The organism is Pseudomonas sp. PAGU 2196 (assembly GCF_022179005.1).
Lineage (GTDB): Bacteria > Pseudomonadota > Gammaproteobacteria > Pseudomonadales > Pseudomonadaceae > Aquipseudomonas > Aquipseudomonas kermanshahensis.
The window spans coordinates 122,881-147,176 of the sequence record NZ_BNTL01000015.1 but is presented as its reverse complement, the minus strand read 5'-3'; the positions used below and the strand labels follow the sequence as shown (position 1 = coordinate 147,176).

The window sequence follows — 24,296 nt, the reverse complement described above, 5'->3', positions numbered from 1 at the left end:
GCCTATGAGATCGAGCGCCGCGCGGGCGGCGCTCGATCTTGTAGGCGCCCCAAACCTCCCGCCAGGCACCTGTCAGTCGCCCCCCCTCAAGACATACCGCCCCTACGCCGCCAACCGCCCACTGGCAATCGCCTCCGACGCCGCCAGCATCGCCCGCAACAACACCGCACACCCCGCCGCCAGGTCCTCCGGTGTGGCGTTCTCGATTTCGTTGTGGCTGATGCCATTCTCGCAAGGCACGAAGATCATCCCCGCTGACCCCAATTCGGCCAGGAAGATCGCGTCATGCCCCGCTCCACTGACGATATCCATGTGCGGCAGGCCCAGCGCACCTGCCGAATCGCGCACAGCATCGACGCAGGCCTTGTCGAAATACAGCGCCGGGAAGTCCGCCGTAGGGATCAGCTCATGCGCCAGGCCATGCTTGGCGCAGGTGCTTTCGATCACCCCGCGCACTTCGGCAATCATCGCGTCCAGTTGCTCGCCTTCAAGGTGACGGAAGTCCAGGGTCATGCGCACCTCACCCGGGATCACGTTGCGTGACCCCGGGTAGGCCTGCAGGCAACCCACCGTGCCACAGGCATGTGGCTGGTGCCCAAGGGCCGTACGGTTGACTGCCTCGACCACCGCGGCAGCGCCCACCAAGGCATCCTTGCGCAAGTGCATGGGCGTTGGGCCGGCATGGGCTTCGACCCCGCGCAGGGTCAGGTCGAACCACTTCTGGCCCAGGGCACCCAACACCACGCCGATGGTCTTGGCCTGGTCTTCAAGGATCGGCCCCTGCTCGATATGCGCTTCGAAATAAGCCCCCACTGGGTGGCCGAGTACCGCGCGCTGGCCGGCGTAGCCGATGGCATCGAGCGCCTCGCCAACACTCACCCCCTGTGCATCACGCTTGGCCAGCGTCTCTTCCAGCGTGAACTTACCGGCGAACACCCCAGAGCCCATCATGCAAGGGGCAAAGCGCGAACCCTCCTCGTTTGTCCATACCACCACTTCCAGCGGCGCTTCGGTTTCCACACCCAGATCGTTGAGGGTGCGGATCACCTCCAGCCCGGCCATCACCCCATAGCAGCCATCAAACTTGCCGCCGGTGGGCTGGGTATCGATATGGCTACCGGTCATCACCGGTGGCAGCTTGGGGTTGCGCCCCGGGCGGCGGGCGAAAATATTGCCGACCGCATCGACACTCACAGTGCAACCGGCCGCCTCGCACCACTCGACGAAGAGGTCGCGGGCCTGGCGGTCGAGGTCGGTCAGCGCCAGCCGGCAAACACCGCCTTTGGCCGTGGCGCCGAGGCGGGCAAGGTCCATCAGCGATTGCCACAGGCGTGCGCTGTCGACGTGGCGGGCGGTGGTCTTGAGGATATCGTGGACTGGAGTCATGGGTTTTCCCCTCAGGCTTTTTTGTTGTTTATCAGGGCCTCTTTGCGGGCAAGCCCGCTCCCACATTGAACGTGCGGTGGCCTGTGGGAGTGGGCTTGCCCGCGAAGAGGCAAACTCGGTATCACGGCAACGGCTTGGCCAACCGCGCCGGGCTGCGCGCCGCCAAGCCACCGAGGACGTAATACAACGCCCCACCCAGCAGCGAGCCGGTGAACCAGCCATAGTCGTAGAACCAGCTGAAGCTGCTGTTGCCGATCGACATCACGGTCAGCGCCACCGGGACGCCGAAGGCGGCGAACCCAGCCCAGTTCCAGGCCGGATACACGTCATCGCGGTACAACCCAGCCAAATCCAGGCGCTGGCGACGGATCAGGAAATAGTCCACCACCATGATTCCGGCAATCGGCCCGAGCAGGCTCGAGTAACCCAGCAACCAGTTCGAATAAACGCTTTCCAGGCTCAGGTCCGAGACGATCCAGCCCAGCTTCTTGAGCAGTTCATGGCCCATCAGCGCAAAGCCGATAAACCCGGTCAGCCACACTGCGCGGCTACGCCCGATCAGGCGCGGCGCGATGTTCTGGAAGTCGTTGGTGGGCGAAACGATGTTCGCCGCCGTGTTGGTCGACAACGTGGCGATCACGATCAACGCCATCGCCAGCGCCACCCAGCCCGGGCTTTGGATCTTGCCGATCAGGCTGACCGGGTCAGACACCGTTTCACCCACCAGCGACGCGGAGGCTGCAGTCAGCACCACGCCCAATGCCGCGAACAGGAACATGGTCAGCGGCAGGCCGAAGATCTGCCCCAGTATCTGGTCCTTCTGGCTTTTGGCGTACCGGCTGAAGTCGGGAATGTTCAGCGAGAGCGTGGCCCAGAAACCGACCATGGCGGTGAGCCCGGCACAGAAGTAGCTGACCACGCTGGCGCCCTCTGGCCGCTTGGGCGGCTGCGCCAGCAACTCGGTCATCGACATGTGCGGCAGTGCCCAGACCAGCAGGCCCACGCCCACCGCCACCAGCAGCGGCGCCGAAAGCGTTTCGAGCCACTTGATCGACTCCGCCCCGCGCAACACCACCCACAGGTTGAGGGCCCAGAAGATCATGAAGCCGATCACCTCCCCGGTGCCCTCCAGGGCCTTCCAGCCATCGAACATCGAGCCGAGGAACAGGTGAATGGCCAGGCCGCCGAACATCGTCTGGATACCGAACCAGCCGCAGGCCACCACCGCGCGAATCAAGCACGGCACGTTCGAGCCGAGGATGCCAAACGAGGAACGCAACAGCACCGGAAACGGGATGCCGTACTTGGTGCCAGGGAACGCGTTGAGGGTCAGCGGGATCAGCACGATGAGGTTGGCCAGCAGGATCGCCAGCAGCGCCTCGCCCACGCTCAGGCCAAAGTAGGCCGTGAGCACGCCGCCGAGGGTGTAGGTGGGCACGCAGATGGACATACCCACCCACAGGGCGGTGATGTGCCATTTGTTCCAGGTGCGTTGGTGCACCTTGGTGGGTGCGATGTCGTGGTTGTAGCGCGAGCTGTCGAGCACGTCAGTGCCTGCCTCCAGCTCGAACAGGCCATCCTGCTCGATCACTTGCGATCTGCTCTGTTGCATGGGGCCTTCTCCAGGTTTTTCTAATTGTTTGCTCATCGGGCTAAAGCGATGGCCGGAGTACACACACCACCAGTACTGCTCCTCCGGTCCGGCCTGGCGGTTGTGGCCGTACTCAAATTACGTGCCGGGTTGGCCTGAGCCGTCCCGGGTGGCCGCCGCCGACCGGAGGTAATCAACTGAACTGCAAGGCATTTATCGACGCAAAGCGAAAGCACGGTTATCCCTTCGCCTGCCTGTTGCGCCCGCTCAAGCCAGGCTTGCGCCCGGCGCGTGTTTCAAACCGGTGCAGCCTGTTTTTTCAACCGCGCGGCAGGCGTCTTCTGGCCCGCTATCAAGCAGCTGATTTTGCATGGAAAATCTTGACCAATTTGGCTTCTTGTCAAGTGCGTCAAAATGGTGAAAGGCCTCACCATTTTGGTGATTCAAACAATAATTATCTAAATATCAATAAGTTATGAAAGTTATAAGCTCATAAATTATTTTCTTGAACAATCCCAAATCACCATCTAGATTCCATTCTTGTCAGGTCTGACAGGATTGTAGGCTACCCTTCGATCACCGGCAGTCACTGGCGTATAACAATTCAAGAACCGGCCCAGACCGGTCAGCCTGCGAGGAAGACGGCATGTCCCTGTTGATCCGTGGTGCCACCGTGATCACCCACGAAGAGCGTTACACCGCCGATGTCCTGTGTGTCGATGGCGTGATAGCGGCCATTGGCGCAAACCTCGAACCGCCCACCGACTGCGAAATCCTCGACGGCAGTGGCCAGTACCTGATGCCCGGCGGCATCGACCCGCACACCCACATGCAGCTGCCCTTCATGGGCACCGTGGCCAGCGAAGACTTCTTCAGCGGCACCGCCGCTGGCCTGGCCGGTGGTACCACCTCGATCATCGACTTCGTCATCCCCAACCCGCAGCAGTCATTGCTGGAGGCCTTTCACACCTGGCGTGGCTGGGCGCAAAAGAGTGCTTCCGACTACGGCTTCCACGTCGCCATCACCTGGTGGAGCGAGCAAGTCGCAGAAGAGATGGGCGAGCTGGTGGCCAACCACGGGGTGAACAGCTTCAAGCACTTCATGGCATACAAGAACGCCATCATGGCGGCCGACGATACCTTGGTCGCCAGCTTCGAGCGCTGCCTGCAACTGGGCGCGGTGCCTACCGTGCATGCCGAGAACGGCGAGCTGGTGTACCACCTGCAGAAAAAGCTGCTGGCCCAAGGCCTGACCGGGCCAGAGGCACACCCGCTGTCGCGCCCTTCGCAGGTCGAAGGCGAGGCGGCCAGCCGGGCTATCCGTATTGCCGAAACCATCGGTACGCCACTGTATGTGGTGCACATCTCGAGCCGCGAAGCCCTGGACGAGATCACCTACGCCCGGGCCAAAGGCCAGCCGGTGTACGGTGAGGTACTGCCAGGCCACCTGCTGCTCGACGACAGCGTCTACCGCAATCCGGATTGGGCCACGGCCGCAGGCTATGTAATGAGCCCGCCCTTCCGCCCGCGGGAACACCAGGAAGCCCTGTGGCGCGGCCTGCAGTCGGGCAACCTGCACACCACCGCCACCGACCACTGCTGCTTCTGCGCCGAACAAAAAGCCATGGGCCGCGACGACTTCAGCCGCATCCCCAATGGCACCGCCGGTATCGAGGACCGCATGGCGGTGCTGTGGGATGCCGGTGTCAACAGTGGCCGCTTGTCGATGCAGGAATTCGTCGCGCTGACCTCCACCAACACGGCCAAGATCTTCAACCTGTTCCCGCGCAAGGGCGCGATTCGCGTCGGTGCCGACGCTGACCTGGTGCTGTGGGACCCGCAGGGCACGCGGACGATTTCGGCGCAAACCCACCACCAGCGCGTGGACTTCAACATTTTCGAAGGCCGCACCGTTCGCGGCATCCCCAGCCACACCATCAGCCAGGGCCGTGTGCTGTGGGCCGATGGCGACTTGCGCGCCGAACCTGGCGCCGGTCGTTACGTGGAGCGCCCGGCCTACCCCTCGGTGTACGAGGTGTTGGGCCGCCGCGCCGAGCAGCAGCGCCCGACACCCGTTCAGCGCTGAGCATTACCCGCACTGCACCTGCACTGCCGTACCGGCCCTGAAGAGGCCGGGCGGCGCCGTATTGCCGTTGACTGCCACATCCAAAAAAGAAAAGAGAGGCTACAACCGTGATCGATGCCCTGAACCACTTGCCGCGCCCCCGGGCCGGCGCCGACCAGCTGGCCGAGCGCTTCGGCGATCTCGCCCCTCCCCTCACCGCCCGCCAGGCCGCCGTGGAGAGCGCACGCTGCCTGTATTGCTACGACGCGCCCTGCGTCAATGCGTGCCCCAGCGAAATCGACATTCCCTCGTTCATCCACCGCATCAGTGACGAGAACCTGCAAGGCGCCGCCGAACGCATTCTCTCGGCCAATATTCTCGGCGGCAGTTGCGCCCGTGTCTGCCCGACCGAAATCCTCTGCCAACAGGCCTGCGTACGCAACAACGCCCAGGAATGCGCACCGGTGCTGATCGGCCAGTTGCAACGCTACGCCCTGGACAATGCGCACTTCACCGAGCACCCCTTCACCCGCTCCCCCGCTACCGGCAAGCGCATCGCCGTGGTCGGCGCCGGCCCTGCTGGGTTGTCCTGCGCGCACCGCCTGGCCATGCATGGGCATGACGTGGTGGTGTTCGAAGCCTGCGAAAAAGCCGGTGGCCTCAACGAATACGGTATCGCCCGCTACAAACTGGTAGACGATTACGCCCAGCGCGAAGTGGACTTCCTGCTGGGGATCGGTGGCATCGAAATCCGCCACGGCCAACGCCTGGGTGACAACCTTGGCCTGGGCGAGCTGCGCGATCAATACGACGCGGTGTTCCTGGGCTTGGGCCTGAATGCGGTGCGCCAGCTCGGCTTGGCCGATGAAGAGGCACCTGGGGTGCTCGCCGCCACGCAGTACATCCGCGAGCTGCGCCAGGCCGATGACCTGAGCCAACTGCCGCTGGCTGACCGCTGCCTGGTGATCGGCGCCGGCAACACCGCCATCGACATGGCCGTGCAGATGAGCCGCCTGGGTGCCCGTGACGTCAACCTGGTGTACCGCCGCGGCCACGCCGACATGGGCGCCACCGACCACGAGCAGGATATTGCCAAGGCCAATCAGGTACGCCTGCACACCTGGGCGCGCCCCGAGGCGGTACTGCTGGACGATGCCGGCCAGGTGCGCGGCATGCGCTTCGCCCGCACCGAGCTTGCCGACGGGCGCCTGCGCGACACCGGCGAAACCTTCGAGCTGGCCGCCGATGCGATCTTCAAGGCCATCGGCCAACGCTTCGATGACGCCAGCCTCGCCGACCCCGTGGCGGCGCAACTGGCCCGCGAGGGTGAACGCATCCGCGTCGATGCGCACATGTGCACCAGCCTGGCGGGCGTCTACGCGGGCGGCGACTGTACCGCCCTGGGCCAGGACCTCACCGTCCAGGCTGTGCAGCACGGCAAGCTGGCCGCTGAAGCCATCCATGCCCAACTCATGCTCAACGTGGAGGCAGCGTAAATGGCCGACTTGTCTATCGAATTTGCCGGCATCAAGGCACCCAACCCGTTCTGGCTCGCCTCGGCGCCCCCCACTGACAAGGCCTACAACGTGGTCCGCGCCTTCGAGGCTGGCTGGGGCGGTGTGGTCTGGAAAACCCTGGGCGAAGACCCGGCGGCGGTCAACGTGTCGTCGCGCTACTCGGCGCACTACGGCCCCAACCGCCAGGTGCAGGGGATCAACAACATCGAACTGATCACCGACCGCTCGCTGGAGATCAACCTGCGCGAGATCACCCAGGTGAAGAAGGACTGGCCCGACCGTGCGCTGATCGTGTCGTTGATGGTGCCGTGCGAGGAAGAATCCTGGAAGTTCATCTTGCCCCTGGTGGAGGCCACGGGCGCTGATGGTATCGAGCTGAACTTCGGCTGCCCCCACGGCATGCCTGAGCGCGGCATGGGCGCGGCGGTCGGCCAGGTACCGGAATATGTGGAGATGGTCACCCGCTGGTGCAAGACCTATTGCGCCCTGCCGGTGATCGTAAAACTCACGCCCAACATCACCGACATTCGCCAGTCGGCCCGCGCCGCGCACCGTGGCGGAGCGGATGCGGTGTCGCTGATCAACACCATCAACTCGATCACCAGCGTGGACCTGGACCGCATGGTGGCCCACCCCATTGTCGGCGACCAGAGCACCCATGGCGGCTATTGCGGTTCGGCGGTCAAGCCGATCGCGCTGAACATGGTCGCGGAAATCGCCCGCGACCCGCAAACGCGCGGCTTGCCCATTTGTGGCATCGGCGGCATCGGCAACTGGCGAGACGCGGCCGAGTTCATTGCCCTGGGCAGTGGCGCCGTGCAGGTATGCACGGCGGCGATGCTGCACGGCTTCCGCATTGTCGAAGACATGAAAGATGGCTTGGCGCGCTGGATGGACCAGCATGGGCACCGCAACCTGGAAGCGTTCAGAGGCCAGGCGGTGGGGCACACCACCGACTGGAAGTACCTGGACATCAACTACAAGTCAGTGGCGCACATTGACCAGGACGCCTGCATTGGGTGCGGTCGCTGCCATATCGCCTGTGAAGATACCTCGCACCAGGCCATTGCCAGCACGGCCAAGGCCGATGGCACCCACGTCTACAGCGTGATTGAGGAGGAATGCGTGGGCTGCAACCTGTGCCAGATCACCTGTCCGGTGGAAAACTGCATCGACATGGTGGCGCAGGATACCGGCAAGCCTTACCTGAACTGGACACAGGATCCGCGTAACCCCTATCGCGAGGCGAGCTGAGGCTGAAAAGGCCGGGGCCGCTGCGCAGCCCTTCGCGGGGCAAGTCCGCTCACACAGGCGTTGTGTGCTTTTTCAGGCAGGCAGAAATCCTGTGGGAGCGGGCTTGCCCCGCGAAGGGCTGCGAAGCGGCCCCAACTCTGGTCAAACCACCGCCGTCTCATGCAGGTACACCCACACCACCCGCTGCCCGTCACACTCAACAATCGCCAACGAATACCGCGCAGTCTCCTGCCCCTGCAACCGGTGGGTCTCCTTGTAGCGCACCGCCACACTCGCACCCGCCTGCCACACTACCTGCACGTCACTGACCTCGATTTCCAGCCCTGGCCGAGCGCCGGCCCCCCGCTCGAACAACTGCCCCACCTGCTGGCGATCAACAATCCCGCCCGCCGTGGTGACCATACTGAAGTTGTCGGCAAACACCGCCATCAACTCGCTGCGAAGCGCCTCGGTCTGCGCAGCGGGCCGGGTGAATACGGCATGGATCAGATCATGTACATCGTGGATGCTGCGTACAGCCCGTTCACTCAAGCTCATATTCAAGGTTCCAACCCAATGCCGCGCAGGATGACGCTGGTCACCGTCTGCACCGCGTTTTCAAACGCCCTGTCCGACAATGCCTCGCCGCCATTGAGCAACGCCACCTGATAACCGAAGTCCGCATAATGCTGGGTCGATGCCCAGATCATGTACAGCAGTGCAGACGGCTCCACCGGCAGGATGCGGCCCTCTTCCACCCAACGGCGGATCTTGGCCTCCTTCAGCTTTGCCCACGGCACAAGGCTTTCATCCAGGCTCACGCCCAGCACAGGCGCCCCGTGCAGCATTTCCTCAGCCCAGATCTTGGAACCCAGCGAGCGAGAGCGCGAGTGGCCCATCTTGGCCCGGATGTAACTGGTGAGCACCACCCGCGGGTCATCGAAATTTTCGAAGCACAGCGCGTCCTGCTTCCACACGTCCAGCAGGTCCTGCAGCACCGCGCGGAACAGTTCGTCCTTGGTACTGAAGTAGTAATGCAGGTTGGAGCGCGGCAATTCGGCCTGTTCGGCGATATCGCCCATAGAGGTAGCGCCGTAGCCTTTTTCGGCGAACACCTTTTCCGCCGCCTGAAGAATTTTCTCGATATTGCGCCGACGGATCTCAATCTTGTGGTTGGCCATTAAGGTTGGGCCGTCCACACCGCCAGTTCATAGCCGTCCGGGTCCACGAAATGGAACCGGCGGCCCCCCGGGAACGCAAACATCGCCCGGCTGATCACCGCCCCCGCCGCCTCGATCCGCTGCTGCGTTGCCTGCAGATCGTCCGCATACAGGATGACCAGCGGGCCACCCGGGCGCACCGGCTCACCCGTGGTAAAGCCCCCGGTCAGGCGACCATCGCTGAACTCCGTGTAACTAGGCCCGTAATCGGTGAAACGCCAGCCGAACACGCTGCCGTAAAAAGCCTTGCTCCGTGCGATATCGCCGACGTTGAATTCGATGTTGTCGATCTGCCGATCGTGGCCACGAACGCTCATGCATAGTCCTTGCTGAGAGAGGTAATTGCCCCAGTCTACTCCGGTCGTTTCGCCCAATCGAATCAGGCAGCCTGGAACAATCGCGTGACCATGGGCTGCTGACGGTGACGCGCTTGCCAAATGTCGTAATCGGCCTGGATGGCAAGCCAGAGCCTGGCCGTACTGATACCGGCCATTTCCAGGCGTAATGCGAGGTCTGGAGACATTGCGGCACGGCCATGCAACACCCGAGAAAGCGCTTCACGCGAGAACCCCAGGTGCGACGCAAAGGCTTTCACCGTCAGGCCCAACGCCGGCAGAACGTCCTCACGCAAGGTTTCGCCGGGGTGTGGCGGATTGTGCAAAGGCATGATCAGCCCTCCTGTTCAGTGATAATCAAGGTAATCAACCAGTTCGACATCCGAACCCACAAAACGAAAAATCAGCCGCCAGTTACCCGAAACACTGACTGACCAGAAGCCCGATAACTCACCCTTTAGTGGGTGCAACTGCCATCCCGGCAGGCTCAAATCCTGCGCAGTCATGGCCCGGTCGAGGAACTGCAACTGACGCTTCAAGCGATTGGCATGAGTGGCCTGGATCCCTCGGGTGTTGCCTGTTTCATGAAGATTCTCAATCCCTTGTGTCGAAAACTGATGATCATGGGTAGCTCGCCGCGTCCATTTGGGAGACAGGCATAGCGTGACCCTATGCATCACACATGGCAAAGTATCATATGTGACGCCATGCGTCACACACTGATTGAGACCAGAACACATGCAGGTAGCACACTATCCACACCGCGCCCGGTCCCGCGCCGGGCACTGCGCACGGTGCAGGTTCAGTGCCGTGTTGATGATGCCGATATGGCTGAACGCCTGTGGGAAGTTGCCCAGCATTCGCTTGCCGGCCGGGTCGTACTGCTCCGCCAGCAAACCCAGGTCGTTGCACAGGCCGCTCAGCCGTTCGTACAAGGCTTGCGCCTGCGCTTGCCGGCCCAGCAGGACATAGACGTCGGCGAGCCAGAACGAACACACCAGGAAGGTGCCCTCGCCCGGGGTCAGGCCATCGCTGCAGCTGTCGGTGTCATAGCGCAACAGCAAGCCATTTTTCAGCAGACGCTGCTCGATTTCCTGCAGGGTACGCAGAAAACGAGGGTCATCCGCTGGCAAAAAACCGGTCAAGGCGATGTGCAGCAGGCTGGCGTCCAACTCGTTGGCGCCATAGGCCTGCACGAAAAATGTGCCGCTGGGGTCCAGCCCGTTCTCACACACTTCCCGATGGATCTCATCCGCCACCTGGCGGTAATGCCGCCCGCGCGCGCGGTCTTCTTCGGTGGTGTCGGCCAACCCTGCGGCGCGGTCGAATGCTACCCAGGCCATCACCTTGGAGTGCACGAAATGCTGCCTGCCGCCGCGCACTTCCCAGATGCCTTCATCGGGCTCGCGCCAGATGCGCTCGACATACGGCAGGATCAACCGGGCAATCGCGGCGCTGCGTGGGTGGCGGGGCAAACCGCCTTTGATTGCCTGGCTCATGGCATCGGCCAGTTCGCCGTAGATATCCAGCTGCCGCTGCCCCGACGCCGCGTTGCCCACCCGCACCGGCTGCGAGTGCTCGTAACCGGCCAACCACGGCAAGGTGTATTCCTGCAGGTCGCGCTCGCCGGCCAAGCCGTACATGATCTGCATCTGCTCGGGGTTGCCGGCGACCGAACGCAGCAGCCATTCACGCCAGGCCTGGGCTTCGTCGAAGTAGCCAAGGTTCATGAACGCCAACAAGGTCATGGTGGCGTCGCGCAGCCAGCAGAAGCGGTAGTCCCAGTTGCGTTCACCGCCGATACGTTCGGGCAACGACGTGGTAACCGCGGCAACGATCCCGCCGGTGGGCGCGTAGGTCATCGCCTTGAGCGTGAGCAGCGAACGACGCACCAGGGCGGTATAGGGGCCGACCTCCGGGCAGCGGGCGGCAAAGGCCTGCCATTGGTCGATGGTTTGCCCCAGCGCGGTGTCGACATCGCAATCGGGCTGAACAGGCAGGTGCGAGGGCTGGTGGCGCAGGCTGAAGACCTGGCGTTCACCGGCACGCACGCGAAAACGTGCAACGGTGTGGTGGTCGCGGGCATGCGGGGGCACGGTGCTGCTGAGGATCAGCCGGTCTGGGCCGGCGACGGCGCTGAGGGTCAAGGGGTCGAGCCGTTCCACCCACGGCACGCTGCGGCCGTAGTCGAAACGCATCACCAGGTCCATTTCGAAGTTGGTTTCGCCAGCCAGGCCTTCGACGATGCGGATGACCGCGTTGACCTCGCCCAAAGGCATCAAGTCCAGCACGCGAGCCCGGCCTGAGGTGGTGACCCACGTGGTTTCCAGCACCAGGGTGTCGTCCAGGTATTGCCGGCTGGTGTGTTCGACCGGGTCGCAGGGTGCCAGTCGCCAACGGCCGTTTTCATCGTTGCCTAGCAGCGCTGCGAATACCGCCGGGGCGTCGAAGCGCGGCAGGCACAGCCAGTCGAGCGAGCCATCCCGGCTGACCAGGGCGGCACTGCGGCAATTGCCGAGCAGGGCGTAGTCTTCGATAGCTGCGGGCATTGGATCTCCTTCAATTGAGCCGGGTCTGTTGCCTTTATTGGCCTCTTCGCGGGCACAGGCAACACCGCTTGATCAGGTCACCCCAGGCGGTGCCATTCCCGCTTGTCCCGGGTCAACAGTTCATTGCCAGCCTCAGGCCCATCCTCACCCGCCGGGTATTCATGCACCTCCCCTTCCTTGGCCCAGGCATCGAGAAACGGCTGCACCGCGCGCCAGCCGTTCTCGATGTTGTCGGCGCGCTGGAACAAGGTCTGGTCGCCGGTCAGGCAGTCGTAGATCAGCGTCTCGTAGCCCGTCGCCGGGGTCATCTTGAAGAAGTCTTTGTAGGCAAAACCCAGCTCGACATTCTCCATCACCAGCTCCGGCCCTGGGCGCTTGGCCTGCAAGTCGAACCACATGCCCTCATTGGGCTGGATCTGGATTTTCAGGTAGTTGGGCTTGGGCCGTTCCAGTTCCGACTCGCGAAACTGTGCATAGGGCGCAGGCTTGAAGCAGATGGCGATCTCGGTGTCGCGCACGCTCATGCGCTTGCCGGTACGCAGGTAGAACGGCACGCCGGCCCAGCGCCAGTTGTCGATCATCACCTTCAGCGCCACGTAGGTTTCGGTTTGGCTGTTTTCCGCCACGTTGGCCTCCTGGCGATAACCGGCCAAGCGCTTACGCCCCTGCTTGCCAACGCTGTACTGACCACGCACGGAGTTCTTCAGCGCCATCTTCGTCGACCACGGGCGAATGGCGCCGATCACCTTGGCCTTTTCGCCACGCACTGCATCGGCGCCAAAGGCGGCCGGCGGCTCCATGGCGACCATCGCCAGCAACTGGAACAAGTGGTTGGGGACCATGTCGCGCAGGGCCCCGGTGTTGTCATAGAACGCACCCCGGGTCTCGACGCCAACGGTCTCGGCGGCGGTAATTTGCACATGATCGATGTAGTGGTTGTTCCAGAACGATTCGAACAGGCCGTTGGAGAAGCGGCTGACCAGGATGTTCTGCACCGTCTCTTTACCCAGGTAATGGTCGATGCGGTAGATCTGCCGCTCGCCCATCACCTTCAGCAAACAGGCGTTGAGTGCCTCGGCGCTGGCAAGGTCGGTCCCGAAAGGTTTCTCCACCACGACCCGACGAAAGCCCCCGCCGGACTCATCGAGCAAGCCGGCCTCGCCCAGGCGTTGGGCCACTTCGGGGAAGAAGCGCGGGGATGTCGCCAGGTAGAAAATCGCGTTGCCATGCCGGGTCGAGTCGATGCGCTTGGCGATGGCCTGGTAAGTGGCCGGGTCCAGGAAGTCGCCGGTCTGGTAGTCGAGCTGTTTGGCCAGGCGCGCCCAGAGCTTCTCGTCCAGGCACTTGGCGCCCCCCTCACTGCCCTTGTCCCGCTCCAGCATGAACGCGTGCAGCCGGTCGGCGAACGCTTCGGCAGTGGCCGCATTGTGGTCGACGCCGACAATGCGCAGGTTGCGGTCCAGCAACCCGTCGCGGCTAAGGTTGTACAGCGCCGGCATCAACAGGCGCTTGACCAGGTCGCCATTGGCGCCAAACAGGAACAAGGTACAAGGCGGTGCAGCAGGGATCGTCTGTTTAGTCATTCGCCTTTCTTCTCGACATGGCCACCGAAGCCCAGGCGCATGGCCGAGAGGATCTTGTCACCGTAAGTGCCCTGCTGCTGGCGCGAGCGGAAGCGAGCGAACAGCGCGCTGGACAGCACTGGCACTGGCACGGCTTGCTCAACGGCGGCGTCGATGGTCCAGCGGCCTTCGCCACTGTCCGACACCGAACCACTGAACTGCGCCAACTGCGGGTCGGCTACCAAGGCGTCAGCGGTGAGGTCAAGCAGCCACGAAGTCACCACACTGCCACGACGCCAGACCTCAGCGATTTCGGCCACGTTGAGGTCGAAACGCTGGTCTTCCGGCAGCTCGTTGCCGCCTTTGCTGCGCAGCAAATCGAAGCCTTCGGCGTAGGCCTGCATCAGGCCGTATTCGATGCCGTTGTGGACCATTTTCACGTAGTGACCGGCGCCGGGCGGGCCGGCGTGAATGTAGCCATGCTCGGCGCGCTGGTGCTCGCCTTCACGGCCATGGGTGCGCGGGATGTCGCCAACACCGGGTGCCAACGCCTTGAACAGCGGCTCCAGGCGTTCAAACACGTCCTTTTCGCCACCGATCATCATGCAGTAGCCACGGTCCAGCCCCCACACACCACCTGAGGTACCGACGTCCAGGTAATGCAGGCCACGTTTGGCCAGTTCGCCCGCACGGCGCATGTCGTCTTTATAGAAGGTGTTGCCCCCGTCGATGATCGCATCGCCCGGTTCCAGCAGCTCGGCCAGTTGCGCGATGGTCTGCTCGGTAGGCTCCCCAGCCGGCAGCATCACCCACACGGCGCGCGGTGCCTTGAGTTTCTGTACCAGTGCACCGAGGTCGTGCGCACCTTGGGCTCCCTCGCCCTCCAGCCCCACGATGGCCTCACGGTTGCGGTCGTGCACCACGGTGCGGTGGCCGGCGCGCATCAGGCGCCTTGCAATATTGCCGCCCATGCGGCCCAGCCCGACGATTCCCAGTTGCATGAGCCGATGCTCCCCTTGCGAAATAGATGACGACTACAGTTCAGCGTTTCAGATTAGTCCAGCGTACCGCCGAAGGGTTCAGCGACGAACGGCAAGACCACCATAAACAAAAAAGTTCCCACGGGCGGTGAAAGAATTCAGAATGCGCCCCGCATGAAGCGACTACGCTTGAAAATGTCTCCACCAATTGCGAGGTGTGCAATGGGTACTTTGATGCCAGCGACTCCCATCCAGACACTCTACGTCTCAGTGCGCCGTGATGAACTGGCCCGCCTGAAGCAAGAACGCGATCAGCTGCAACAACGTGTCGCGCAACTCAGCCAGATGCTGGAACAAGCCAATATTGGCGAAAAATCCGTCAGCCGCTGACGAACTTTCTACTCGTTGACGGGGGCACGCCCTCCTTACCGTAGCATCCGCCGCAGGCCCGCTCCGGAGCCTGCATCCGCCGATGGATACGCGTATGTCCCCCGTTGCCTATTTGCTCCCTGCCGCCCTGCTCATCGCCTGCCTGCCGGCGCAGGCGAGCACGCCACAAGCAAACCCGCCACAACAATGCCAGACGCTGACTGAGGCCGAGTCCCGCGCCTTGTTCGAGCAATGGAATGCCAGCCTGCAGACTGGCGATGCGGCGGCCGTCGCCAAACTGTACAGCGACGATGCGGTATTGCTGCCCACGGTGTCGAAGGTGCCTCGGCTGACCCCCGACGAGCGAATCGACTACTTTCAGCACTTTCTTGCTGATCGGCCAAGTGGCACGCTGGACACGCTTCACCTGACCCCTGGTTGCAACAAGATGACCCTGGCAGGGCTGTACACCTTCAACTTTGCCGCCAACGGCAAGCAGGTACCGGCGCGCTACACCTTCACCTACCGCTGGGACGGACAGGCCTGGCTAATCAGCCACCACCACTCCTCACTGTTGCCACAACGCTGAGGTCGCGTTAGCAAGACACCTGCAACGTGCGTGTTTTACCCGCCCCATTAGAGGGCGAAAAAACACGCACGCGCCCCATGATGACGCGCCGCCCTCCCCGCCTGCCCCACCCTCGACCACTCTGTTCACATCCAGTCACATTCGCCAACGTTTGCGTCTAAATCAGCCATAACGAAAGTGACCAGTGGGTCACCTTTTTTACTTCTTCTCTCCTACACTCAGCTTTCGGCCCGCCATTTGCTCAGAGGAAGAGTGACGTAGAAAAGTCGAACTTTCACAAACGGCGGTGGGTCAGGAATTAAGTAGGGCACGTGCAAGGGGGCTTCCCCAGCCAGGGCCCGCCAACCCCAATCAGTCCAATCGCCGTCGGCCGGAATGCTGATCGCGTTGAGCCTGTGCGCACGACTCAGGGGCATGGATAGCACTACACAGTTTTGTATTAGAGAGAACCAACACGAGATAACACCACGGGTGCCAGCACCCGGCCAAGCATAGGGACGGAGAGAAGTATGATCAGTGCCGCTGTCGAGCCTCACGTAGATTCATTCAACCCGGACAACCGCGAGCCGCTTACCCCGGATTTCGCCACGACAGCCAAGGCACCCGGCGCCCAGCGCCAGCACAACCCGAACAAACGCAAGATTCTGTTCGTCACCTCGGAGATCGCCGACCTGGTCAAGACCGGCGGCCTGGGCGATGTCTCCGCCGCCCTGCCCCGCGCCTTGGCGCATTTGCATGATGTACGGGTACTGATCCCCGGCTACCGCCAGGTGATGGAAAGCGACAACCCGATTCACATTGTCGGCGAACTGGGCGGCCATGCGGCGCTGCCGCCGTGCAAAATCGGGCGCATGGATCTGGCTGACGGCCTGGTCATCTATGTGTTGATCTGCCCTGAGTTGTACCAGCGTGACGGCACTCCCTATGGTGCCAACAATGGTCGCGACTGGCCCGATAACCACATCCGCTTCGCCCGCCTGGGCCTGGCTGCCGCCGAAATTGCCGCAGGCGAAGGCATGATCCACTGGAAGCCCGAAGTGGTGCACGCCCACGACTGGCCCGCCGGCCTGGCCCCGGCCTACATGCATTGGCGCGGGCTGAACACGCCCACCCTGTTCACCATTCACAACCTGGCCTACCAGGGCGTCTATAGCCGTGGCTGCAGCCCGGAACTGGCGATCCCCGAACACGCCATGCAGCAAGAAGGCATGGAGTTCTACGGCAAGCTGTCGTTTCTCAAGGCAGGCCTGGCCTACTCCAGCCATATCACCACGGTCAGCGCCACCTATGCCCGGGAAATCACCACGCCGGAGTTTGGCTGCGGCCTGGACGGTTTCCTCTCGGCCAAGGCCCAGCAAGGCCTGTTGGGTGGCATCCCCAACGGCATCGACGAAAGCTGGGATTCGGCCACCGACAAACACCTGCAACACAACTTCAGCATCAACGACTGGGCCGGCAAGGCGCGTAACGCCGAAGCGGTGCGCCAGTTGTTCGAGCTAGAACCTTCCGAAGGGCCGTTGTTTGCCGTGGTCTCGCGCCTGGTCTACCAGAAAGGCCTGGACCTGACCCTGGGCGTGGCCGACTACATCGTCGAGCAAGGCGGGCAGATCGCGATCATCGGCCGTGGCGAGCCGGAAGAAGAACAGGCCATGCGCGAACTGGCGCTGCGTCACCCAGGCCGCATCGGCGTGCGCATCGGCTTCAACGAAACCGATGCCCGGCGCATGTTCGCCGGCAGTGATTTCCTGCTGATGCCCTCGCGCTATGAGCCGTGCGGCCTCAGCCAGATGTACGCGCAGCGCTTCGGTTCGCTGCCGGTGGCGCGTAATACCGGTGGCCTGGCCGACACCATCGAGTGCGGTGTCACCGGCTTCCTGTTCAACGAATCGACCATCGAGAGCTACCGCGAGGCGCTCAGCCGCGCCTTCTATGTCTACGGCAAGAAAGACCTGCTCAACGCCATGCGCTGCCTGTCGATGACCCAGCCGTTCAACTGGTGCCAGGCGGTGGAACCCTACGCCCGCCTTTACGAGGACTTGGTCAAGCAGGCACAGGTCAGCCATTACTGAGCGGAGAACCGAAGATGCACAGGCATGGCGCACACTTGCTGGACGCCACGTCGGCGCGCTTCGCCCTCTGGGCGCCGGATGCGCGCAGCGTGAGCGTGGAACTGGAGCAGCAGCCTGCTGTAGCACTGCTGCCCGACAATGATGGCTGGTACACGGGGGTTGCCCCGTGTCAGGCCGGTGATCGGTATCGTTACCGGGTCGACGGCACTTTGCTGGTCGCCGACCCCGCGTCGCGCTACCAACCCAAAGGGGTGCAAGGGCCCAGCGAGGTGGTGGATGTTGCCAGCTATGCCTGGCAACACCCCTGGCAGGGCCGGCCGTGGCATGAGGCGGTCATCCAGGAATTGCACGTCGGCGTGCTGGACGGTTACACCGGGGTTGCCCGGCAGTTGCCGCGCCTGGCCGAAATCGGCATCAGCGCCATCGAGCTGATGCCCTTGGGGCAGTTCCCGGGTGAACGCAACTGGGGTTACGACGGCGTGCTGCCCTTTGCCCCGCAAAACACTTACGGCACCCCGCAGCAGCTGTGCGCGCTGGTCGACCAGGCGCACGGCGAAGGGTTGATGGTGTTGGTGGACGTGGTCTACAACCACTTTGGCCCGGATGGCAATTACCTGCACCAGTACGCCAGCCCGTTCTTTCGCGAAGACCGGCAAACGCCTTGGGGCGCGGCGATCGACTTCCGCCGCGCAGAAGTGCGCGAGTTTTTCATCCAGAACGCCCTGATGTGGCTGTGCGACTACCGCTGCGACGGCCTGCGCCTGGATGCGGTGCATGCCATCGACCAGCCGGACTTTCTGGTCGAGCTGGCGCAACGGGTGCGTGCTGCCGTGGCGCCCGGCCGGCATATCTGGCTGGTGCTGGAGAACGAGCACAACCAAGCCTTTTTGCTGGAGCAGGGTTTCGATGCCCAGTGGAATGACGATGGCCACAACGCCCTGCACGTGCTGCTGACCGGCGAGACCGAAGGCTACTACGCCGACTACAAACAGCGCCCCATCGACCAGTTGGCCCGCTGCCTGTCGGAAGGCTTCGTGTTTCAGGGCCAGGCCAACCGCCATGGCACACCGCGTGGCGAGCCAAGCGGGCATCTCGAGCCCAGCGCATTCGTGCTGTTTTTGCAAAACCACGACCAGATCGGCAATCGCGCACTGGGTGAGCGCCTGACCCGCCTCTGCCCGCCGCAGGCTTTGCGGGCAGCCACCGGCCTGTTGCTGCTGGCGCCGATGATCCCGTTGTTGTTCATGGGTGAGGATGATGGCAGTTGCAGCCCGTTCCTGTTCTTTACCGACTTCCATGACGAACTGGCCGATGCGGTGCGCGAAGGCCGGCGGGGCGAGTTCGCCCACTTCGCCGCCTTCGCCGACCCCGAGCAGCGTGAACGCATCCCCGACCCCAATGCCGCGCAAACCTTCGCCTCGTCACGGCCGCAAAACAAGGACGTCATTGCCGGTTGGCATGGCCTCTATCATCAGTTGCTCGACCTGCGCCGCCGCCACGTCATCCCGCACTTGCCGGGCAGCCGCGCGCTGGGCGCTGACGTGCACGGCGACAAAGCGCTGACCGCACGTTGGCAGTTGGGCGACGGCAACACCTTGCGCATTGACCTCAACCTGTCCGCAAGCCCCCAAGCCGTCGCGCTGCCGCCCGCCGAAAGCCGGCTGTTCGACAGCAGTGACACCCGCCACCCCGATACGTCCCTGGCCGCGTACAGCTGCGTGGTCAGCCTGCTTCCCCCTGGCCAGGAGCGCCCATGAGCGAAACCGCCCTGCACCGTTTGGCGGCCCGCGTCGGGCTTAGCCGCGACTGGATCGATGCCAATGCCCGGCCGCAGCAAGTCAGCGATGACGTACTGCGCAATGTCCTCGAAGGCCTCGGCCACCCCGCCGCCGACGAAAACGCCATCCAAGCCAGCCTGCGCGCCGTGGAGGCCGCCGAAGACAGCGAACACCTGCCGCCCTTGTTGACCGTCGAGCTTGGCCATCCCCTGGCGCTGGGCCGCTACTTCAGCGCCAACAGTACCGTGCGTTGCACCTTGGAAGACAACAGCCAGCGCACCCTCACCCTGGACAATCAAGGGCGCCTGCCTGCCGAGCTGCCCCTCGGCTACCACGCACTGGCGATCGACGGCCGCACCTGCACCGTGGCCGTGGCGCCTTCACGCTGCTACAGCCTGGCCGACAGCGTGGCGCAACCGCCCCCACGCTGTTGGGGCCTGGCCGTGCAGCTGTACAGCCTGCGGCGCACTGGCGATGGTGGCTATGGCGACTGCCTGGCACTGGAACAACTGGCGCGCACCGCCGCCGAGCGCGGCGCCGATGCCTTGGCGATCAGCCCGATTCACGCGCTGTCGGCCATCGACCAGGAGCACTACAGCCCCTACTCGCCGTCCAGCCGCCTGTTGCTCAATACCCTTTATGCCAGCCCAGCCGCGCTGTTCGGCGAGCGCGCCGTGCGCATGGCGATCGAAGCCTGCGGCTTGGAACAGGTGCTCGAAGACCTGGAGCAGCAGCCGCTGGTCGACTGGCCGCGCGCCGCTGCTGCTCGCCTGCGCCTGCTCGAAGCCCTGTACCAGGACTTCAGCCAGGGCGACCATCCGCTGCGCAAGGACTTCGACAGCTACCGCGCGGCCGCCGGCCAAGCCCTGGAACACCATTGCCGCTTCGAAGTGTTGCAAGCGCAAGCGGTGGAGCATGGCCTGGGCGCTGACTGGCGCAATTGGCCCCGCGCCTGGCACGACCCCTACCACCCCGAAGTCGAAGCCTTCGCCAACGCCTACCCGGCCAAGGTCGAGTTCCACGCCTTTTGCCAGTGGCTGACCGAACGTAGCCTGCAACGCGCCCAGGAGGCCGCACGTGGCAATGGCATGACCATTGGCCTGATCGCCGACTTGGCGGTGGGTGCCGACGGCGCCGGCAGCCAGGCCTGGAGCCGGCAGGACGAGTTGCTGGCCAACCTCAAGGTCGGCGCGCCGCCCGACATTCTCAACCGTTTGGGGCAGGACTGGGGCATTTGCGCGTTCTCGCCCGAAGGCCTCAAACGCAACGGCTACCGCGCGTTCATCGAGATGCTGCGGGCCAACCTCGCCCACGCCGGCGGCCTGCGCATCGACCACGTCATGGGCCTGCGCCGGCTGTGGTTAATCCCGCGTGGCGCCAAACCCAGCGAAGGCGCTTACCTGAATTACCCGCTCGACGACCTGCTGCGCCTGCTGGCGCTGGAATCGGTTCGGCACCAGGCGGTCATCCTCGGCGAAGACCTCGGCACCGTGCCCGAAGGCCTGCGCGAACAGCTGGCCGACAAGGCCGTGCTGGGCATGCGCGTGCTGCCTTTCGAACAGACCCAACCTGGCCACTTCAAGCCCATTCTCGACTGGCCCGACAGCGCCCTGGCCACCACCGGCACCCATGACCTGGCGCCATTGGCCGGCTGGCTGGAAAACCGCGACATCGACTGGTTCCATCGCCTGCACTTGATCGATGCCGCCACCGAATTGCAGTGGCGTCACGACCGCCAGAAAGAACACAACGGCCTGCGCCGCACCCTGGAGACCAACTACGGCCCGCTACCCGATAACGACGCCGTGATCGACGCCGCCATCCGCTACGTCGGCCACACCCGCGCCCCGCTGGTGCTGGTGCCCCTCGAAGACCTGCTGGGCTGCGACGAGCAACCCAACCTGCCTGGCACCACCGCAGGCCACCCCAACTGGCGCCGGCGCTTTGCCCTGCCGGTGCGCGAACTGCTCGACGACGAAGATGCCGCACGGCGTCTGGAACTGCTGGCCCAGGCCCGCGAACAAGCCTGGGAGCGTGACCGATGAAACCCCTGACCGCGACCTTACGCCTGCAATTTCACAGCGACTTCACCCTCGACCACGCGGTGCCGTTGGTGCCGTACTTCGCCCAGTTAGGCATCAGCCACCTGTATGCCTCGCCGATCCTCAAAGCCCGCGCCGGCTCACGCCATGGCTACGACGTGGTCGACCCGACCCAGGTCAACCCGGAGCTCGGCGGCGAGGCGGCGCTGCAGCGCCTGGTCGCTGCCCTGCGCCAGCACGGCATGGGGCTTATCCTCGACACCGTGTCCAACCACATGGCCGTGGGCGGTGCCGACAACCCCTGGTGGCAAAGCCTGCTGGCCTGGGGCCGGCGCAGCCCGTATGCGGAGTTTTTCGACATTCAGTGGCACTCCAGCGACCCGCTGCTGGCCGGCCAGTTACTGCTCCCCTTCCTCGGCAGCGACTACGGCGCAGCCTTGAAGCAAGGCGAGATCCCGTTGACCTTCGACAAGCAGCACGGCGTGCTGGAAGTTGCCCATTACGACCATCGCTTTCCGATCTGCCCAATCGACTATGGCTGGATCCTCGCGCAAAGCCCAGAGCCCGCCTTGCAGGCGTTGGCTGCGCACTTCACCGCGCTGAGCGACAGTGCCCAACCGCTGAACGATGCCCTGCCCTTGCAGGCTGAGCTGGCGCGCCTGGTAAACGACGGCGCCGACCTCGAATCGGCCCTGATCGCGTTCGATAGCCGCAGCGAAGCGGGACTCAAACGCCTGCACCTGCTGCTTGAACGCCAGACCTATCGCCTGGCCAGCTGGCGCACCGCCGCCGACGACATCAACTGGCGGCGCTTCTTCGACATCAACGAGCTGGGCGGCCTGCGGGTCGAGCGCGCAGCGGTGTTCGAGGCCACCCACGCCAAGCTGTTCGAGCTGATCGAGCGCGGCCTGGTGGATGGCCTGCGCATCGACCATATCGACGGCCTGGCCGACCCCCGCGGCTATTGCCGCAAACTGCGTCGACGGGTCGACAGCCTATTGGCGCGGCGGCCGCTGAACGCGGCGCTGGAACACTTCCCCCTCTACGTGGAAAAAATCCTCGGCGCTGACGAGCACCTGCACCAGGACTGGCTTACCGACGGCACCACCGGCTACGAGTTCATGAACCAGGTCTCGCTGTTGCAACACGACCCGACCGGCGAGGCGCCATTGACCGAATTGTGGGCCAACGTCAGCGAGCGCCCAGACTTCCCCGAGGAAGTGCGCCTGGCACGCCACCTGGTGCTCAATGCCAGCCTGGCCGGTGACTGCGAATCGGTTGCCCAGGCCTTGCTGCAGGTGGCCCGCGACGACCTGATGACCCGCGACCTGACCCTAGGCGCAATCCGCCGGGCGTTGCAGGCGCTGGTCGCGCACTACCCGGTGTACCGCACCTACTTCAACGCCTGCGGCCGCCCTAGCGAGGATGAAGCCTTCTTCCAGCAAGCCCTGGCCAATGCCCGCCAAGACCTCAGCGAAGCGGACTGGCCGCTGCTCGACCAGCTCGAACAATGGCTCGGTGGCCAGCCCTGGCGCCGCCTGCCACCGGGCCGGCCACGCAAGCACTTGCGCCATGCCTGTGTGCGCTTCCAGCAACTGACCGCGCCCAGCGCCGCCAAGGCCGTGGAAGACACCGCGTTCTACCGCAGCGCCCGGTTGCTGTCGCGCAACGATGTGGGCTTCGAGGCCGAGCGTTTCAGCGCAGGCAGCGAAGTGTTCCACAACGAAGCCCAACGGCGCCTGCGCGACTTCCCCGACAACCTGCTGGCCACCGCCACCCACGACCACAAGCGCGGCGAAGACACCCGTGCCCGCCTGGCCGTGCTCAGCGAACGCGGCCCGTGGCTGGCCAGCCGCGTGGACCACTGGCGCGAGCTGGCGGCGCCGCTGCGGGCGCAACTGAACGACGGCCTGGCCCCCAGCCCTGGCGATGAGCTGATGCTGCTGCAGACGCTGCTGGGCAGTTGGCCGCTGAACCTCGACCTGCACGATGACGGCGCCCTGCGCCAGTACGCCGAGCGCCTGCGGCAATGGCAACAGAAGGCCCTGCGTGAAGCCAAGTTGCGCAGCAGCTGGAATGCCCCGAACGAAGCCTACGAGGCCGCCTGCGCCAGCTACATCGACGGCCTGCTGCTGGATGAGGAGAACCAGCAGTTGCGCAAGTCCGTGGCCGATGCCGCCCAGCTCATCGCCTGCCCTGGCGCACTCAATGGGTTGGTCCAGGCGCTGTTGCGCATGACCGTGCCCGGCGTGCCCGACCTGTACCAGGGTAACGAATACTGGGACTTCAGCCTGGTCGACCCGGACAACCGCCGCCCCGTCGATTACGCACTCAGGCGCCGCACCCTGGACGACGCCACAGCCCCCGCCGAGCTGCTGGCGCACTGGCGCGACGGCCGCATCAAACAGGCCTTGATCGCGCGGGTGCTGGACTGCCGCCAGGCGCACGCCGAGCTGTTCCGGCGTGGCGCCTACCTGCCGCTGACCGTGCAAGGCAGGCATGCCGACAAGGTCCTTGCCTTTGCCCGCCTGGGTGACGACGAACGCGCCATTGTCATTGCGCCACGCCTGGCCAGCAGCCTACTCGGCGGCGCCCCTACACCGTTGATCCCGGCCCATAACTGGGACGACACCCGGCTGATACTGCCGTTTGCCTTGTCGCCTGCCAACTCGACGGGACTTTTCCCCAGTGCTGCGGTCAGCCCTACAAAGGAGCTGCTGTTGAGCGCCGTACTGTCGGAATTTCCGGTCAATGTGTTGATACAACAATCTTGAGCATCAGGAGCGTCATGATGAGTGTCGATGAGAAACGTATCCGTGAATTTGCCTACCAGATTTGGGAATCGGAAGGTAAGCCTGTGGGTGAGGAGGAGCGCCACTGGGAGATGGCGCGCAAGCTTGCCGAAGCTGAAGCACTTGCCCCCAAGGCAGCACCACGCAAGAAAGCCGCAGCCAAGCCGAAGGTAGCGGCAGAACCGGTTGCAAAACCTGCAGCTGTGAAGAAGCCCCGCG

Annotated in this window: 19 protein-coding genes and 1 pseudogene; 10 read left to right on the top strand and 10 right to left on the bottom strand. The window is 63.9% G+C overall.

From position 1 onward, the window contains the following. Positions 1 to 102: 102 nt before the first annotated feature. Both MFF34_RS15500 and MFF34_RS15495 read right to left on the bottom strand, forming a co-directional pair. On the bottom strand, positions 103 to 1,386 hold the full coding sequence (locus tag MFF34_RS15500) for a Zn-dependent hydrolase (RefSeq protein WP_238215083.1): 1,284 nt from the start codon (positions 1,384 to 1,386) through the stop codon (positions 103 to 105). Between the two features lie 121 nt (positions 1,387 to 1,507). Further along, positions 1,508 to 2,998: an NCS1 family nucleobase:cation symporter-1 gene (locus tag MFF34_RS15495; RefSeq protein ID WP_238215081.1), complete on the bottom strand. Its 1,491-nt coding sequence runs from the start codon at positions 2,996 to 2,998 to the stop codon at positions 1,508 to 1,510. A 625-nt stretch (positions 2,999 to 3,623) separates the two neighbouring features. Here MFF34_RS15495 and hydA point away from each other — a divergent pair. The 3 genes from hydA to preA all read left to right on the top strand — a co-directional run bounded on the left by hydA (position 3,624) and on the right by preA (position 7,813). Next, complete coding sequence (hydA, locus tag MFF34_RS15490; protein ID WP_238215079.1) at positions 3,624 to 5,063, top strand: dihydropyrimidinase; 1,440 nt, start codon at positions 3,624 to 3,626, stop codon at positions 5,061 to 5,063. Between the two features lie 107 nt (positions 5,064 to 5,170). Continuing rightward, positions 5,171 to 6,538, top strand: a complete 1,368-nt coding sequence (locus MFF34_RS15485; RefSeq protein ID WP_238215077.1) for an NAD(P)-dependent oxidoreductase — start codon at positions 5,171 to 5,173, stop codon at positions 6,536 to 6,538. Then, complete coding sequence (gene preA / locus MFF34_RS15480; protein WP_099454752.1) at positions 6,539 to 7,813, top strand: NAD-dependent dihydropyrimidine dehydrogenase subunit PreA; 1,275 nt, start codon at positions 6,539 to 6,541, stop codon at positions 7,811 to 7,813. A 141-nt stretch (positions 7,814 to 7,954) separates the two neighbouring features. Here the strand turns inward: preA and MFF34_RS15475 are convergent, their stop codons facing one another. The 8 genes and pseudogenes from MFF34_RS15475 to gnd form a co-directional block, all read right to left on the bottom strand. Then, on the bottom strand, positions 7,955 to 8,350 hold the full coding sequence (locus tag MFF34_RS15475; protein ID WP_238215075.1) for a DUF4440 domain-containing protein: 396 nt from the start codon (positions 8,348 to 8,350) through the stop codon (positions 7,955 to 7,957). Between the two features lie 2 nt (positions 8,351 to 8,352). After that, complete coding sequence (locus tag MFF34_RS15470; protein WP_027592763.1) at positions 8,353 to 8,973, bottom strand: TetR/AcrR family transcriptional regulator; 621 nt, start codon at positions 8,971 to 8,973, stop codon at positions 8,353 to 8,355. Continuing rightward, complete coding sequence (locus MFF34_RS15465) at positions 8,973 to 9,329, bottom strand: VOC family protein (RefSeq protein WP_238215072.1); 357 nt, start codon at positions 9,327 to 9,329, stop codon at positions 8,973 to 8,975. Before MFF34_RS15465 ends, MFF34_RS15470 begins: the two co-directional genes overlap by 1 nt. 62 nt (positions 9,330 to 9,391) lie before the next feature. Next, entirely contained in the window at positions 9,392 to 9,679 is a 288-nt protein-coding gene (locus tag MFF34_RS15460) for a HigA family addiction module antitoxin (protein WP_238215071.1), read from the bottom strand. 15 nt (positions 9,680 to 9,694) lie between these two features. Next, positions 9,695 to 9,972, bottom strand: a pseudogene (locus tag MFF34_RS15455) (type II toxin-antitoxin system RelE/ParE family toxin). A 127-nt stretch (positions 9,973 to 10,099) separates the two neighbouring features. Beyond that, complete coding sequence (locus MFF34_RS15450; protein WP_238215070.1) at positions 10,100 to 11,896, bottom strand: glycoside hydrolase family 15 protein; 1,797 nt, start codon at positions 11,894 to 11,896, stop codon at positions 10,100 to 10,102. A gap of 77 nt (positions 11,897 to 11,973) precedes the next feature. Next, positions 11,974 to 13,479, bottom strand: a complete 1,506-nt coding sequence (gene zwf, locus MFF34_RS15445; RefSeq protein WP_238215069.1) for a glucose-6-phosphate dehydrogenase — start codon at positions 13,477 to 13,479, stop codon at positions 11,974 to 11,976. Beyond that, complete coding sequence (gene gnd, locus MFF34_RS15440) at positions 13,476 to 14,459, bottom strand: phosphogluconate dehydrogenase (NAD(+)-dependent, decarboxylating) (protein ID WP_238215068.1); 984 nt, start codon at positions 14,457 to 14,459, stop codon at positions 13,476 to 13,478. Before gnd ends, zwf begins: the two co-directional genes overlap by 4 nt. A 201-nt stretch (positions 14,460 to 14,660) precedes the next feature. On the opposite strand from gnd, the gene MFF34_RS15435 reads away from it, so the two are divergent. The 7 genes from MFF34_RS15435 to MFF34_RS15405 form a co-directional block, all read left to right on the top strand. Next, positions 14,661 to 14,828, top strand: a complete 168-nt coding sequence (locus tag MFF34_RS15435; RefSeq protein WP_177323874.1) for a DUF6026 family protein — start codon at positions 14,661 to 14,663, stop codon at positions 14,826 to 14,828. Positions 14,829 to 14,922: 94 nt separating this feature from the next. Then, positions 14,923 to 15,396, top strand: coding sequence for an SgcJ/EcaC family oxidoreductase (locus MFF34_RS15430; protein WP_238215066.1), 474 nt, complete (start codon positions 14,923 to 14,925; stop codon positions 15,394 to 15,396). Between the two features lie 509 nt (positions 15,397 to 15,905). Then, positions 15,906 to 17,465 carry a glycogen synthase GlgA gene (gene glgA, locus MFF34_RS15425; protein WP_238215064.1) on the top strand — a complete coding sequence of 520 codons (1,560 nt, stop codon included), beginning with the start codon at positions 15,906 to 15,908 and terminating at the stop codon, positions 17,463 to 17,465. A 14-nt stretch (positions 17,466 to 17,479) separates the two neighbouring features. Continuing rightward, positions 17,480 to 19,222 carry a malto-oligosyltrehalose trehalohydrolase gene (gene treZ, locus MFF34_RS15420; protein WP_238215063.1) on the top strand — a complete coding sequence of 581 codons (1,743 nt, stop codon included), beginning with the start codon at positions 17,480 to 17,482 and terminating at the stop codon, positions 19,220 to 19,222. Beyond that, entirely contained in the window at positions 19,219 to 21,288 is a 2,070-nt protein-coding gene (gene malQ / locus MFF34_RS15415) for a 4-alpha-glucanotransferase (RefSeq protein ID WP_238215061.1), read from the top strand. The genes treZ and malQ overlap by 4 nt, the downstream gene beginning before the upstream one ends. Beyond that, on the top strand, positions 21,285 to 24,059 hold the full coding sequence (locus tag MFF34_RS15410; protein WP_238215059.1) for a malto-oligosyltrehalose synthase: 2,775 nt from the start codon (positions 21,285 to 21,287) through the stop codon (positions 24,057 to 24,059). Before malQ ends, MFF34_RS15410 begins: the two co-directional genes overlap by 4 nt. Before the next feature lie 14 nt (positions 24,060 to 24,073). Next, positions 24,074 to 24,296: DUF2934 domain-containing protein (locus MFF34_RS15405; protein ID WP_238215057.1), on the top strand; the 223-nt coding region annotated here is incomplete at its 3' end.

Coding starts and splice junctions, on each gene's coding strand:
- MFF34_RS15465 (WP_238215072.1), bottom strand. CDS start 9,329: ATGAGCGTTCGTGGCCACGATCGGCAGATCGACAACATCGAATTCAAC.
- MFF34_RS15450 (WP_238215070.1), bottom strand. CDS start 11,896: ATGCCCGCAGCTATCGAAGACTACGCCCTGCTCGGCAATTGCCGCAGT.
- gnd (WP_238215068.1), bottom strand. CDS start 14,459: ATGCAACTGGGAATCGTCGGGCTGGGCCGCATGGGCGGCAATATTGCA.
- preA (WP_099454752.1), top strand. CDS start 6,539: ATGGCCGACTTGTCTATCGAATTTGCCGGCATCAAGGCACCCAACCCG.
- MFF34_RS15435 (WP_177323874.1), top strand. CDS start 14,661: ATGGGTACTTTGATGCCAGCGACTCCCATCCAGACACTCTACGTCTCA.
- MFF34_RS15495 (WP_238215081.1), bottom strand. CDS start 2,998: ATGCAACAGAGCAGATCGCAAGTGATCGAGCAGGATGGCCTGTTCGAG.
- hydA (WP_238215079.1), top strand. CDS start 3,624: ATGTCCCTGTTGATCCGTGGTGCCACCGTGATCACCCACGAAGAGCGT.
- glgA (WP_238215064.1), top strand. CDS start 15,906: ATGATCAGTGCCGCTGTCGAGCCTCACGTAGATTCATTCAACCCGGAC.
- MFF34_RS15460 (WP_238215071.1), bottom strand. CDS start 9,679: ATGCCTTTGCACAATCCGCCACACCCCGGCGAAACCTTGCGTGAGGAC.
- treZ (WP_238215063.1), top strand. CDS start 17,480: ATGCACAGGCATGGCGCACACTTGCTGGACGCCACGTCGGCGCGCTTC.
- MFF34_RS15500 (WP_238215083.1), bottom strand. CDS start 1,386: ATGACTCCAGTCCACGATATCCTCAAGACCACCGCCCGCCACGTCGAC.
- MFF34_RS15470 (WP_027592763.1), bottom strand. CDS start 8,973: ATGGCCAACCACAAGATTGAGATCCGTCGGCGCAATATCGAGAAAATT.
- MFF34_RS15475 (WP_238215075.1), bottom strand. CDS start 8,350: ATGAGCTTGAGTGAACGGGCTGTACGCAGCATCCACGATGTACATGAT.
- MFF34_RS15410 (WP_238215059.1), top strand. CDS start 21,285: ATGAAACCCCTGACCGCGACCTTACGCCTGCAATTTCACAGCGACTTC.
- malQ (WP_238215061.1), top strand. CDS start 19,219: ATGAGCGAAACCGCCCTGCACCGTTTGGCGGCCCGCGTCGGGCTTAGC.
- zwf (WP_238215069.1), bottom strand. CDS start 13,479: ATGACTAAACAGACGATCCCTGCTGCACCGCCTTGTACCTTGTTCCTG.
- MFF34_RS15430 (WP_238215066.1), top strand. CDS start 14,923: ATGTCCCCCGTTGCCTATTTGCTCCCTGCCGCCCTGCTCATCGCCTGC.